Here is a 12,660-nt window from a genome sequence, read left to right on the forward strand (position 1 = left end):
GTGCGGTGAGGGGTGGTCAGGAGGCGCCGCCGGGGCCGAGCCGCAGCACCAGCGCCGCGTTCGACCCCATCAGGCCCCGGCTGAGGACCAGGGCCGTGCGCGGCTCGGCGGCGCGGGCGGTGCCGGTGACGAGGTCGAGGTCGTGGCAGACGTCGAAGACGTTGGGGGTGGGCGGGATCACGCGGTGCTCCATCGCGAGCACGGCCGCCGCGACGTCCAGCACGGCCGCCGCGCCGTTGCCCCGGCCGACGGCGGTCTTCGGCGCCGTGACGGGGACGCGGGTGCCGTGCGCGCCGAGGGCGTCCGTGATCGCCAGCGCCTCCGCACGGTCCGCCGCCGGTACGCCGAGGGCGTCGGCGAAGACCACGTCGATCTCCTCCGGGGCGCAGCAGGCCTCCTCCAGGGCGACCCGGACGGCCTCGGCGAGGCCCGCCCGGGACTCCTCCCAGCGGGAGGCGCCGGTGAAGGTGGCCGCGTGGCCCGCGAGGAGGGCCCGCACGGGCGCGCCCCGCTCCCGGGCCGTGTCCTCGGCCTCCACGACGAGCATCGCGCCGCCCTCGGCGGGGACGAACCCGCAGGCCGCGGCGGTGAACGGGCGGTAGGCGCGGGCCGGGTCGTCGACGGTGCTCAGCTCCTCGTAGCCGAGCTGGCAGACCACCGAGTAGGGGGCGAGCGGCGCCTCGGTCGCACCGGCCACCATCACGTCCGTGCCGCGCCGCACGGCCCGTGCCGCGTGCGCCACGGCGTCCAGCCCGCCGGCCTCGTCGGAGGCGATGACCCCGCAGGGGCCCTTGAAGCCGCGACGGATGGAGATCTGGCCGGTGCTCGCCGCGTAGAACCAGGCGATGGACTGGTACGGGCCCACGAAGCGGCTGCCCTTGGACCACAGCTGCTGCAGTTCCCGCTGCCCGAACTCGCCGCCGCCGGAGCCGGCCGCGGTGACCACGCCCACCGAGAACGGCGCGGCGTCGGTCTCGGGCCGGTCCAGGCGGGCGTCGTCGAGCGCCTGGTCGGCGGCGGCCATCGCGAAGTGCGTGAAGCGGTCGGTCTGGACGAGGTAGCGCTCCTCGACCGCCGACGGCGGGTCGAAGTTGCGGACCTCGCCCGCCACCCGCAGCGGCAGATGCTCGCAGCCCTCGCGGGTGACCCGGTCCAGGACGCTGATGCCCTCCCTGGTGGACTTCCAGAACGTCTCGGTGCTCGTTCCGTTGGGCGCGACCACGCCGATTCCGGTGACGGCCGCGCGCCGAGGACGCCGTTCGCTCATCGTGTCTTCTCCCTCGGCAGGCTCATGACCACCGCGGACTGGAACCCGCCGAACCCGCTGCCCACGGAGAGCACGTTGGTCAGCTTCCGCTCACGGGCGACGCGCGGCACGTAGTCCAGGTCGCACTCGGGGTCCGGGGTCTCGTAGTTCGCGGTGGGCGGGACGACCTGGTGGGCCAGGGCCAGCGCACAGGCGACGACCTCGATCGCGCCGATCGCGCCCAGCGAGTGGCCCACCATGGACTTGATGGAACTCATGGGCGTGTCGTAGGCGTGCGCGCCGAGCGTCCGTTTGACGGCGGCCGTCTCGTGCCGGTCGTTCTGCTTGGTGCCCGAGCCGTGGGCGTTGACGTAGTCGACGGCCGTACGGTCGATCCGGGCGTGGTCGAGGGCGTCCTCGATGGCCCGCGCCATCTCCAGGCCCTCGCTGGTCAGACCGGTCATGTGGTAGGCGTTGCCGAAGGTGGCGTAGCCCCCGATCTCGCAGTACACGTGCGCGCCGCGGGCCCGTGCGTGTTCCAGCTCCTCCAGCACCAGTACGGCGCCGCCCTCGCCCATGACGAACCCGTTGCGGTCGGCGTCGAAGGGGCGCGAGGCGTGGGCCGGGTCGTCGTTGTCGGGGGACGTGGCCTTGATCGCGTCGAAGCAGGCCATGGTGATCGGGGAGATCGGCGAGTCCGAGGCGCCCGCTATGCAGACGTCGGCCCGGCCCTCCTCGATGGTGTGGAAGGCGTACCCGACGGCGTCGAGCCCCGAGGTGCAGCCGGTGGAGACCGTCTGCACCGGCCCGCGCGCCTCGAAGCGCTCCGCGACCGTCGAGGCCAGGGTGCTCGGCGCGAACGCCCGGTGCAGATGCGGACCGGCCTCCCGGTGGTCCACGTCCCAGCGCTGCCCGCCATGGCTGACCAGCACGTAGTCGTGCTCCAGCCGGGTGGTGCCGCCGACCGCGGTGCCGAGGGAGACCCCGACCCGCCAGGGGTTCTCCGCGGCGAGGTCGAGCCCGGAGTCCCGTATCGCCTCCTCACCGGCCACCAGGGCGAACTGGATGTACCGGTCGCAGCGGGCGATCTGCCCGGCGTCCAGTCCGTGGGCCGCCGGGTCGAAGTCGCACTCGGCGGCGATCCGCGAACGCAGCCCGGACGGGTCGAAGAAGGTGATGCCACGTGTCGCCGTGCGACCGTCGGCCAGCAGGTCCCAGAACGCCGGGACACCGATGCCGCCCGGAGCGACGATGCCTATGCCGGTGACCGCCACGCGCCTGGTCATGAGCGGACCTGAGGCCGCTCGGCCCGTCCGGCGTGGGCCGCCTCCACCGGGATCGGTACGCCGTTCGCATCCTCGGTGTCGACGTGGCCGAGCGGCGGGCTCGGGGCCAGCGGGCCGAGGTGGAAGACCATGCGGGCCTCCACCTTGCCGACGTTGCGGAACCGGTGCCGCATGTGGGCGGGGATCAACAGCCCCTGCTCCGGCTGGAGTCGGTGGGGCTCGCCGTCGAGGTCCACCTCCAGCTGTCCGCAGATGACGTAGATGAACTCCTCGGAGTACGGGTGGTAGTGCTCGGCGATGCGGTCGCCGGGCGCCACGATGGCCACGCCCATGAAACCGCTGGTGGAGCCGACCGTGGAGGGGGTCAGCATGGCGCGCAGATCGCCGCCGCGCCGGGTGTTGGGCTCGACCTCGCTGACATCCACGATGCCGGGATGGCGATTGATCACGACGTTCCTCCGAACATGAGCTGAGTCGAACGGGTGCGGGTGCGGGAACGGGAACGGGGCGGGGGCGTGCGGCGCTGCCGCACGGCCCCGGGTTCCGGGGGATCAGGCGTCGGGCGCCCGGCGGTCGGTGACGAGTTCCATGCGGGCGACCGTGAGCAGGCGGGCGGGGGCGCCGTCCCTCGGCGTGCCGTCCGCGCCGAGGGCGCCGCCGTCCAGGAGCGCGGTCAGTTCGGCCGCGCGGGCGCGGTCGGTGAGACCGAGCACGGGGCCGGGGTCGTTGTCGATGCCGCCGCGCACGTCGACCAGGCGCACCACGATGTCGTCGCGCTGGAAGATCGTGCTGCGCAGCACCGGCCCCTGCGGGTCGTCCGCCGCCGCCTCGTCCTGCCGGGCGAGCAGCTCGGCCAGCCGCAGACCGCAGCCCTCGCGCGCCGGGTAGTACAGCGCGTGCCGTACCGCGTCCGGGCTCTCCTGGCCGGCCGTCACGTGGTGGACGGCGGGGAGCGCCGCGCGGGTGAAGAAGACCCGGGCGGAGTCGGGGTCGTCGAGGTCCCGGTCCTGCTCCAGATAGGGGTTGATGGCCTCCTCGACGGCCCGCACCTCGGGCTGCCGGGCGACGTGCCGCAGCGCGGCGAGCAGGTCGCCCCGGACCTCGACGGCCCGGACCACCCGGTTGCCGTGCATGAACAGGGACGTGCGGCACAGCCGGGTGGTGTCGTCGACCTTCGGCTCCGGCGCGGCGTAGTCGGCGAGGATCCTGGCGACCTTCTCCTCGCTGCCGGGCTTGACCGTGAAGGTGAGCGCGTGCCGGATCAGTCCGTCGCCGATGCGGGGCGAGGTCTGCAGACGGCGCTGGCCGGCCTCGGCCTCCACGGCCGGGCCGCCGGTCTCACGGACGATGTGGAAGCGCAGGGAGCGGGTGTCCCGGACGCAGTTGTGCAGCGGCTTGACCATGTCCACGTGTTCCTCGCTGTTCACCCAGGTGAGGAACGGCGGGGCACTCTCCCACTCGCTGGTGATGAGCCACTGGGAGGGGTTCTCGATGGACTGGCACAGCTGGTCGCTGACATGTCCGGGCACGGAGGCGACCTGGTTGCACAGCTGCTCGTACGCCTCCAGGAACTGCTGCTGGGCACCGTCGTAGACGTCCACGAGGAGGACGACACGGAGCCGGGAGCCGTCGAAGACGGACTGGGAGACCCGCTGCGACACCTGTCGCTTCAGCGTCTCCGTAAGACGTTCGGACGTGGTGGTCATCCTGCGCACATCTCCTCGGTGGGGGGCGGGGACGGACGTATGTCGGCCGGATCGGCGTGACGTCGGCGTGCCTCGATCCTGGGCCCGCCCCTTCCGGCGCGCGACTCGTATGCACTGCGCGGGTGACCGGTGCGCCGCTCGGGTGAAGGGCGGTGCGCCGCTCGGGTGAAGGGCGGTGTGCCGCCCGGGGCGCGGCCGGGCCACCACACCGTGCGGCGGGTCACGGGGGCTGGTCACGGCGGCTGTCGGCGGCCGGCAGGGGGCGGGCCGGGCGCGCGGGCGGTCCGCGCCGGTCCTGCCGCGGCGCACCGCGTAAGGGCGTCGCCCGCCGGGCTTCTCGTGACCGTCGCCCAGGACCCCTCGTCCCGCCGTCGGCACCGTCGGCACTGCCGACGCCTCGTCAGCCGGGGCGAGGAGCCCACGATGTGATCCACCGTCAGCTCGGTATGTCCCGGCCGCCCCGCAGGACCGTCACGCGGGTGAATCCGGCGGCCGGGCACGCGAGTTCGGCGCGGAGCCGCGGCGGCGTACGGCGGCGCGCAGGCGCACGACGGCGGGCACCGCATGACTCGGCCGGCCGGCCCGGGGTGTCCCGGGGCCGGCCGGCCGCGTGAGGTGGGGTCAGGCCGTCGCCAGCAGGGTGGTCAGGGCCTCGCGCAGGGCGGACTCGGCGTCCGGGACCGCCCCCGGCGAACGCCACGCCACGAACCCGTCGGGCCGTACGAGTACGGCGCCCGCGGCCGTCGTCCCGTGGGCGGCCGACCAGTCCGTGTCGCCCTGCGGGGTCAGCTCGGCGTCGGGCCCCGTGCCGAACCGGTACGAGGCCAGGGGGACGGACATGGCCTCGGCGAGGCGGAGCGCGGCCGCGTGCCAGCCGCCCGGTCCGCCGGCCGTGGCGTCCGCGTCGCTCAGCAGGACGAGGGAGCGTTCGTAGAGGTCCAGGGTCGAGATGCTCTCGCCCTGGTGCCGTACCGCCAGATGGGGGGCCCTGCTGCCGGGTTCGCCGGTCAGGTCGAGGCGTTCGGGGACGACCGGCGCGGTGGGGTCGGTGCCGAGGACGGCTCCCTGCGGATAGCGGTAGCCGAGCGCCACGTTGAGGATGCCGCGCTGCGGGCCCCCACCGCCGCCGACGCCGGGGGCCGGGGCGAAACCGGGGTGGCTGTGTTCGACCGACCGGGCGGCGGCGCGGGCGCTGGTGGCCTCCGCGACCGGGCGGCGCTCGGCGTCGTACGAGGCCAGCAGCCCCTCGCCGGCCCAGCCGCCGAGGACCGCCGCGAGCTTCCAGGCGAGGTTGTGCGCGTCCTGGATCCCGGTGTTGGAGCCGAAGGCCCCGGTCGGGGACATCTCGTGGGCGGAGTCGCCGGCCAGGAAGACCCTCCCCGACCGGTAGCCGCGGGCGACGCGCTGGGCCGCGTGCCAGGGGGCCTTGCCGGTGATCCGGACGTCGAGGTCGGCGACCCCGACCGCGCGGCGGATGTGCTCGGCACACCGCTCCTCGGTGAACTCCTCCAGCGTTTCGCCGTGTTCGGGGTGCCAGGGCAGGTGGAAGACCCAGTTCTCCCGGTTGTCCACGGGCAGCAGCGCCCCGTCGGCGTCCGGGTTCGTCAGGTAGCAGACGATGAAGCGGCGCTCGCCCACGACCTCGGCGAGGTCGCGGGAGCGGAAGGTGACGCTGACGTTGTGGAACAGGTCGCCGGGGCCGCTCTGCCCGATGCCGAGCTGTTCGCGGACGGGACTGCGGGGGCCGTCGGCGGCGATGAGGTACTGCGCGCGGATGGTGGTGTGCTCGCCCGTCTCCCGGCTCTTGACGATCGCGGTGACACCGGAGGGGTCGCTGTCGAACGACATCATCTCGGTGGCGTACCGCAGATCGCCGCCGAGCCGCTCGGCGTGCTCGAACAGCACCGGCTCCAGGTCGTTCTGGCTGCACAGGCACCAGGAGCTGGGGCTGAAACGGGCGAGCCCGCCGCCCGCGTCGATCTCCTTGAACAGCCACTCGCCCGCGTCGCCGACCAGGGTGGGCGTCTGCAGGATGCCGTGGTTGCCGGCCAGCGTGGCGGCGGCCCGCCGGATGCCGGACTCGACGCCGGCCGCCCGGAACACCTCCATCGTGCGGACGTTGTTGCCCCGGCCGCGCGGATGGATGGAGGTGCCCGTGTGCCGCTCCACCAGCGTGTGCGGCACCCCCAGCCGGCCCAGGAACACCGAGGCCGACAGGCCGACGAGAGACCCCCCGACGATCAGGACCGGGACTTCGTGGGTCGCGGCGCCGGTGGGACCGGTCCGCTCGGGGCTCTGTTTCTTCGCGTTCATCGCTCAACTCCAGCGCGTCGTGTCCGCCGACTCGGCCGGATGCGGCCGGGGCTTCATCCATGCCCCGCACCACACACCGGAGCGCAGGCTTCACCCGCTTAGAGGGCAGGTCCCGCCCGCTCGGGTACTCGGGTGCGGATGAGTACCCGCGCTCTGTCCGGCCGAAGGGCGCGACGGCAGGCTGAGGTCATGAGCCAACGACTCCTGAGATCCGTTCCCGCACTGCTGCCGGCCCTGGTGACGACGGTGGCCTCCCTGACGATGTGGGCCGTCTGGCTGGGCTGGGACCAGCGGCGCGACCTGCATCCCGACGGTTCGTCGACCGGCCCGTACGAGCCGTGGCAGGTGATCGGCCTGGTGCTGACGCTGCTGGTCCCGGTGGTCTGGGCGGCGTCCCGGGGGCACATCGCGAGCGCCGTCGTCGGCACCACGGCCGGTCTGACCGCGGCCTCCTTCTACGACTGGTCCGACGACGCCAGCGGCCTCTTCGCCATCGGCGTCATGACGGTGGCGCTGGGGACCGCCGCCATGACCACGGGCCTGTCCTTCCTGGCCGCGTCCATCTGGCGGCGGCCTCAGCCGACGGCGCCCGTCACGTCGTAGGCCTCGGGGTCGAACCGCGCCAGCCGTCGGCGCATCCGGCCCGTGGACCAGGGCCAGCTGAAGCTGTTGACGCCGTTGTCGTCGAGGTAGTAGCTGGAGCAGCCGCCCGCGTCGTAGACCGTGGACGGCAGCGCCTGCCGCACCTCGGCGTGGAACGCCGCCTGCACCTCGGGCCGTACGTCCATGCTGGTCAGGCCCGCCGAGCGGAAGTGCCGCACCGCGCCCGTCACATAGTCGAGCTGGGCTTCGAGGACCGCGTACGCCGAGGAGTGGCCGGTGCCGAGATGCGGTCCGAGGAGGACGAAGGCGTTGGGGAAGCCGCTGACGGTGGTGCCGAGGTAGGCGTCCGGGCTGCCCTTCCAGTGGTCGTCGAGGCAGGCCCCGTCGGCGTCGAACACGCGACGGGCGATGGGCATGTCGAGGATGTGGAAGCCGGTGCCCAGGATGATCGTGTCGACGTCCGCGCGGCTGCCGTCGGCACCGATGACACGGCTGCCCTCGACGGCCTTGACGGCCGTGGCGTGCACGGTGACGTTGGGCCTGGTCAGCGCCTGGTAGTAGGTGTTGGAGAACAGCAGCCGTTTGCAGCCCAGGGTGTAGTCGGGGGTCAGTGCCCGCCGCAGTGCCGGGTCCTTGACGGTGGCCCGCAGATGGAGCGTGCCGACCTTCTGCACGGCCCGCAGGAGGGCAGGGTGGCGGAAGCCGACGCCGAGGGTCTCCAGCGCCGCGTACTCCGCCCGGCGCAGGGCCCGTTGGGCTCCGGGCAGGCTCCGCAGCAGCCATCGTTCGGCGCGCGGCACCGGGTGGTCGGGCTTGGGCAGCACCCACTGGGCGGTCCGCTGGAACAGGTGCAGCCGGCCGACGCCGGGCTGGACGGCCGGCACGAACTGCACCGCCGAGGCGCCGCTGCCGACGACGGCCACCCGGGCGCCGGTCAGGTCGTGGTCGTGGCGCCAGCGCGAGGAGTGGAAGACCTCGCCGGGGAAGTCGGCGAGGCCGGGCAGGTCGGGGAGCCGGGGTTCGTGCCAGGGCCCGGCGGCGGCTATCAGGAACCGGGCCGTGTAGCGGTCCCGGCTGGTCTCGACGTGCCAGCGGGCCTCGGCCCGGTTCCACCGCGCCCGGGTGACCTCGGTGCCGTAGCGGATGAGCGGGGTGACGCCGTACGCGGCCGCCGTGTCGCGGAGGTAGGCGCGGATCTCGGGCTGGCCGGCGAAGGCGCGCGTCCACTCCGGGTTGGGTGCGAAGGAGTACGAGTACAGGGCGGAGGGCACGTCGCAGGCGCAGCCCGGGTAGGTGTTGTCGCGCCAGGTGCCGCCCAGGTCGTCCGCCTTCTCGACGACGACCAGGTCGCGCACTCCCGCCTCGCGGAGTCTGATGGCGGCGCCGATGCCGGAGAGACCACTGCCGATGACCAGCGCCTCGACGTGGCGGGTCTCGCGGGTGACGGTTCCGGCCGGGCTCGCGGGGGCTTCGGGGCCGGCGGAACGCCCGGGGCTGTCCGGGCTTTCGGGGTTCGCGGGGGCTTCGGCGTTCGCGGGACGCGCGGGTCCGGCGGGTCTGGCGGGGCTTTCGGGACTGTCTGGGCTTTCTTCGGGCCGGGGCATCTCAGGCTCCTGTCCGGGCGTCGGTGCTGTCGGCGGTGGTGGCGGTGTCGGTGGCCTCGGTGGTTGCGACGGCTTCCACGGCCTCCACGGCCTCGCGGACGAGGGCGCGGGTGGTGCGCAGGGAGGTCTCCAGGACCGCCGGGCGGCGCCGGGGGTCCATGAAGTTGCCGCCCATCACCTCCAGGTCGGCGGCGGTGGGTTCGATGCGGACGACCCGCGTGCCCGCCGCCCGCAGGGCGGCGCACTCCGCGTCGAGCGTGCGGGTCATGACCCGGCGCAGCAGCGCCTCCGCCCGGCCGAGGCCCCGGCGCGGTCCGGGGGAGCGCGAACTCATCGGCGCGATGACGTAGACCTCGTCGAGTCCGCTCGCGACCAGCAGGTCGGCGGAGGCGGTGGAGAGGATGCCGCCGTCGGCGTACCGCCGGCTTCCCACGCGTACGGGCGGGTACCAGCCCGGCACCGCCCAGGACGCCCGGAGCGCGTCCCGCAGGGCGACCGGCGCGGTGTCCGGGTGACCGAAGACGGTACGGCGGCCGGTGTCGAAGTCGGTGGCCACCAGCCAGGTCGCCGGATGGCTCACCCACTGTCCGGGAGGGGTCAGCGCGTCCGCGAGGGCCGCCAGCCGGCGGGCGTCGCCGCGGCCCTGGGGGAGCAGGCCGGAGAGCCCGGCCAGGACGGGAGCGGTGCGGCCCAGCGCACGGCGGGCCAGCCGGGGCGACCCGGGGAAGGCCGCCGGCCGGGGCGGCAGCGCCCGGGGCGGGTCGGTGACGTGGCGGAGGAGTTCCGGACGGGCGCCCTCCCGGCCCAGCTGCGCGGCCAGCAGTTCGTCCACGCCGACACCGGCCCCGAGCAGCGCCGCGATCTCGGCCCCGGCGGAGGTCCCCACCAGGACCTCGGTGTCGCGAGGGTCCCAGCCCGTGGCCCGCTGGAGCGCGTGCAGGGCGCCGGTGGTCCAGGCCGCGCCCAGCGTTCCTCCGCAGCCCAGGACCAGGCCCCGGGAGGGGGTCGTTCGGGAAGGGGTCGTGCGTGTGCTCGTCGCGGTCACTGAGGTCTCCGCCCATTCGGGATACCGACGAGATCCGGATACTAGCGGTATCCGAAAGCGGGGGACAGACCGTGGCGGAGTTAGGATCCGGGGGCTGGGAGAGTGCGGAACCATGAGAGGTTCCCGAGTACACCGCGCCGGACGGGAGAGGGAGCGAGACATGGCCCGCCTCAGCCGCGTCGAGAGCCAGGAGCGCACGCGCGAGCGGCTCGTCGCCACCGCGCGGCAGCTGTTCCTCTCCCACGGCTACGCCGCCACCTCGCTCAGCGACGTCGCGGAGACGGCCGGCTACTCCAAGGGCGCCGTCTACTCCAACTTCCGCGGCAAGGGCCATCTGTGCCTCGCCGCCCTCGACGACATCCGGGCCGAACAGCTGGCGCTGCTCACGGCCGCCGTCATGGGCGAGGCCGGCATCGACGAACGCCTGGCGGCCTTCGCCGGGTGGGCCGAGGCCCATATCGGCGACGAGGCCTGGACGACGTTGGAGGTCGAGTTCCTCACCAGCGCGCGCCACGACGCCGAGCTGCGCCGGGAGATCACCGGGCGCGTCGGCGTGATCCGCGAGGCCCTCGCCCAGCTGATCGACGCGCTCGCCCAGGAGCTGGGCGTCACCGCGGCCATGCCCGCGGACCGGGCCGCGATGACCCTGCTCAGCCTGGGCATCGGCCTCGGCGTCCAGCGCGTCGCCGACCCGACCGTCCCCACCGCCGTCCTGACCGAGACCCTGCGGCTCGTCCTGCGGATGGACGAGCCGGACACCGCCGGGTGACCCCGCGGGCCCTCGTCGAGGCCGGGTGACGCGTGTGCCGTCAGGCCCGCGCGCGTGATTCCGCCGCCCGGCGGGCCAGCGAGTCGAAGACCACCGCGACGAGCAGCACTCCACCGGTGATCATGAACTGGACCGCCGGCTGGACCCCCAGCAGCGCCATGCCCGAGGCGATCGACTGGATGATGAGCACCCCCAGCAGTGCCGACCAGGACGAGCCGCGCCCGCCGAACAGGCTGGTGCCGCCGATGACGGCGGCGGCGACGGCGTTGATCAGCAGCATGCCGGAGCCCGGGACCTGGGTCGCCGAGGTGAGCCGTGAGGCGACGAACAGACCGCCGACCGCGGCCAGGGTCCCCGAGATCAGGAACACCGAGATCCGTACGCGCGCCACGTCGACGCCGGACCGCCGGGCCGCCTCCACACCGCTGCCCACCGCGAGGACCTGCCGGCCGTACACCGTGCGGCGCAGCAGGAGGTCCGAGGCGACGATGACGCCGAGGAAGATCACCAGCGCCAGGGGCAGTCCCTCGAACCGGTCCAGTACGGCGACGGTGGCGAACGCGACCGCCGCGAGCAGGGCCGTACGCACCCAGATCTCGGCACTCGCCCGGTACGGCATCCCGGCGGCAGCCCGGCGTCGGCGGTCGCGGAGGCAGAGGAGGAGGTACACGGCCGGGCCGAGCGCCGCCAGGCCGTAGGTGACGACGGGGGAGCCGAAGGACACGCTGGTCAGGTCGGCGACCAGCCCGTCGTCGCTGAAGCTGATGGAGCTCTCCGGCCCCAGCAGATAGAGCATCAGGCCGTTCCAGGCCAGCAGACCGGCGAGGGTGACGACGAACGCGGGCACGCCGATCCTGGTGAAGATGATCCCGTGCAGGGCCCCGGCCGCCGCGCCGCAGCCGACCGCGACGAGTACGGCGAGCCCTTCCGGCATGCCGTGGTTCACGTTCAGCGTCGCGAACATGGCGCCGGAGAGCCCGGCCAACGAGCCCACCGACAGGTCGAGTTCGCCGATCAGCAGCACGAAGACGACACCGACGGCGACCATGCCGGTGCCGACGATCTCCACGCTGAGGACGGACAGGTTGCGCGGCGAGAGGAAGTTCTCGTTGAGGCTCTGGAAGACGGTCCAGGTCACGGCGAGGGCGAGCAGGGCCGGCGCCGGACCCAGCCCACCCGCGTGCACCCTGCGGCGCACGGCATGCGCGTACGCGCGGGGGCGTTCGCCGTACCACCGGCGCCCGCCCTCCCGCGGACTCCCCGTCTTCCCGGCGTCGCCCCTTCCGCTGCCGTCGCCCCGCCCGCTCCCCCTCACGGCCATGTCTCCTCCGGGTCGGTGGGGCGATGGTCGGCGGTGTTGTCCACCGCGCCGGTGATGGAGGAGATGATCTGCTCCTGGGAGGTCGTGCTCACGTTGAACAGGCCGTTGTTGCGGCCGAGGCGCAGGACGGCGATCCGGTCGGCGACGGCCTTGATGTCCCCCATGTTGTGGCTGATGAGGAGTATCCCGGTGCCCCGGTCGCGCAGTTCCTCGATGAGGTCGAGGAGCTGGTTGGTCTGTTCGAGGCCCAGGGAGGCGGTGGGCTCGTCGAGCAGGAGCAGCCGGGGCGCGCTGACGAACGAGCGGGTGATCGCGACGACCTGGCGCTGCCCGCCGGACAGCGTCGCGAGCGGCACCCGCACGTCGGGGATGCGGATGGAGAGGGTGCGCAGCAGCTCGCGGGTGCGGCGCTCCATCTCCACCTCGTCGAGGACGCCGAACCGGCGGATCTCCCGGCCGAGGAAGAGGTTGCCGACGACGTCGAGGTTGCCGCACATCGCGAGGTCCTGGTAGACGGCCGCGATCCCGAGGAGCTGGGCGTCCTGGGGGCGCCGGATCTGGACGGCGGTGCCCTCCCACTCGATGACGCCCCGGTCGGGGGGACCGACCCCCGAGATCACCTTGACCAGGGTGGACTTCCCGGCGGCGTTGTCGCCGACCAGGGCGACCACCTCCCCGGCCCTGATCTCCAGCTCGACGTCCACCAGCGCCTGGACGGCGGCGAAGCGCTTGGACACACCGCGCAGGGCCAGCAAGGGCTGAACCAC

Annotated in this window: 11 protein-coding genes; 2 read left to right on the plus strand and 9 right to left on the minus strand. The window is 73.7% G+C overall.

The window, feature by feature from the left end:
* Positions 1–16 precede the first annotated feature (16 nt).
* From H4687_RS24365 to H4687_RS24385, 5 genes are all read right to left on the minus strand, one after another.
* The gene (locus tag H4687_RS24365) at positions 17–1,267 is read right to left on the minus strand and encodes a beta-ketoacyl synthase N-terminal-like domain-containing protein (RefSeq protein ID WP_046912983.1); all 1,251 of its coding nucleotides are present in this window, start codon (positions 1,265–1,267) and stop codon (positions 17–19) included.
* Positions 1,264–2,532, minus strand: coding sequence for a beta-ketoacyl-[acyl-carrier-protein] synthase family protein (locus H4687_RS24370; RefSeq protein ID WP_046912982.1), 1,269 nt, complete (start codon positions 2,530–2,532; stop codon positions 1,264–1,266). Before H4687_RS24370 ends, H4687_RS24365 begins: the two co-directional genes overlap by 4 nt.
* Positions 2,529–2,981 carry a cupin domain-containing protein gene (locus tag H4687_RS24375; protein WP_050398829.1) on the minus strand — a complete coding sequence of 151 codons (453 nt, stop codon included), beginning with the start codon at positions 2,979–2,981 and terminating at the stop codon, positions 2,529–2,531. The genes H4687_RS24370 and H4687_RS24375 overlap by 4 nt, the downstream gene beginning before the upstream one ends.
* A 102-nt stretch (positions 2,982–3,083) precedes the next feature.
* A complete protein-coding gene (locus H4687_RS24380; protein WP_050398827.1) occupies positions 3,084–4,238 on the minus strand; it encodes a SchA/CurD-like domain-containing protein in 1,155 nt (384 codons plus the stop codon).
* Between the two features lie 621 nt (positions 4,239–4,859).
* Positions 4,860–6,551: an FAD-dependent oxidoreductase gene (locus H4687_RS24385; protein ID WP_046920239.1), complete on the minus strand. Its 1,692-nt coding sequence runs from the start codon at positions 6,549–6,551 to the stop codon at positions 4,860–4,862.
* A gap of 189 nt (positions 6,552–6,740) precedes the next feature.
* Between H4687_RS24385 and H4687_RS24390 the strand changes: the two genes are divergently transcribed.
* Positions 6,741–7,154 carry a hypothetical protein gene (locus H4687_RS24390; protein ID WP_046920238.1) on the plus strand — a complete coding sequence of 138 codons (414 nt, stop codon included), beginning with the start codon at positions 6,741–6,743 and terminating at the stop codon, positions 7,152–7,154.
* On the opposite strand, the gene H4687_RS24395 is transcribed toward H4687_RS24390, so the two are convergent.
* Positions 7,127–8,758, minus strand: a complete 1,632-nt coding sequence (locus H4687_RS24395; RefSeq protein WP_046920237.1) for a flavin-containing monooxygenase — start codon at positions 8,756–8,758, stop codon at positions 7,127–7,129. The genes H4687_RS24390 and H4687_RS24395 overlap by 28 nt on opposite strands.
* A 1-nt stretch (position 8,759) precedes the next feature.
* Positions 8,760–9,803: a patatin-like phospholipase family protein gene (locus H4687_RS24400; RefSeq protein WP_046920236.1), complete on the minus strand. Its 1,044-nt coding sequence runs from the start codon at positions 9,801–9,803 to the stop codon at positions 8,760–8,762.
* 160 nt (positions 9,804–9,963) lie between these two features.
* Here H4687_RS24400 and H4687_RS24405 point away from each other — a divergent pair, with 160 nt between their 5' ends.
* Positions 9,964–10,572, plus strand: a complete 609-nt coding sequence (locus H4687_RS24405) for a TetR/AcrR family transcriptional regulator (protein WP_046920235.1) — start codon at positions 9,964–9,966, stop codon at positions 10,570–10,572.
* A 40-nt stretch (positions 10,573–10,612) separates the two neighbouring features.
* Here the strand turns inward: H4687_RS24405 and H4687_RS24410 are convergent, their stop codons facing one another.
* Together H4687_RS24410 and H4687_RS24415 are read right to left on the minus strand one after the other, a co-directional pair.
* Positions 10,613–11,893: a sugar ABC transporter permease gene (locus H4687_RS24410; protein ID WP_046920234.1), complete on the minus strand. Its 1,281-nt coding sequence runs from the start codon at positions 11,891–11,893 to the stop codon at positions 10,613–10,615.
* Positions 11,884–12,660: an ATP-binding cassette domain-containing protein gene (locus H4687_RS24415; protein ID WP_233443523.1), complete on the minus strand. Its 777-nt coding sequence runs from the start codon at positions 12,658–12,660 to the stop codon at positions 11,884–11,886. Before H4687_RS24415 ends, H4687_RS24410 begins: the two co-directional genes overlap by 10 nt.

The sequence above is a fragment of the Streptomyces stelliscabiei genome (genome assembly GCF_014873495.1).
GTDB classification, from domain to species: domain Bacteria; phylum Actinomycetota; class Actinomycetes; order Streptomycetales; family Streptomycetaceae; genus Streptomyces; species Streptomyces bottropensis.

Excerpts from the sequence above, each read along its gene's own strand:
- H4687_RS24365 (WP_046912983.1), bottom strand. The coding sequence starts at position 1,267 with ATGAGCGAACGGCGTCCTCGGCGCGCGGCCGTCACCGGAATCGGCGTG.
- H4687_RS24370 (WP_046912982.1), bottom strand. The coding sequence starts at position 2,532 with ATGACCAGGCGCGTGGCGGTCACCGGCATAGGCATCGTCGCTCCGGGC.
- H4687_RS24380 (WP_050398827.1), bottom strand. The coding sequence starts at position 4,238 with ATGACCACCACGTCCGAACGTCTTACGGAGACGCTGAAGCGACAGGTG.
- H4687_RS24385 (WP_046920239.1), bottom strand. The coding sequence starts at position 6,551 with ATGAACGCGAAGAAACAGAGCCCCGAGCGGACCGGTCCCACCGGCGCC.
- H4687_RS24390 (WP_046920238.1), top strand. The coding sequence starts at position 6,741 with ATGAGCCAACGACTCCTGAGATCCGTTCCCGCACTGCTGCCGGCCCTG.
- H4687_RS24395 (WP_046920237.1), bottom strand. The coding sequence starts at position 8,758 with ATGCCCCGGCCCGAAGAAAGCCCAGACAGTCCCGAAAGCCCCGCCAGA.
- H4687_RS24405 (WP_046920235.1), top strand. The coding sequence starts at position 9,964 with ATGGCCCGCCTCAGCCGCGTCGAGAGCCAGGAGCGCACGCGCGAGCGG.
- H4687_RS24410 (WP_046920234.1), bottom strand. The coding sequence starts at position 11,893 with ATGGCCGTGAGGGGGAGCGGGCGGGGCGACGGCAGCGGAAGGGGCGAC.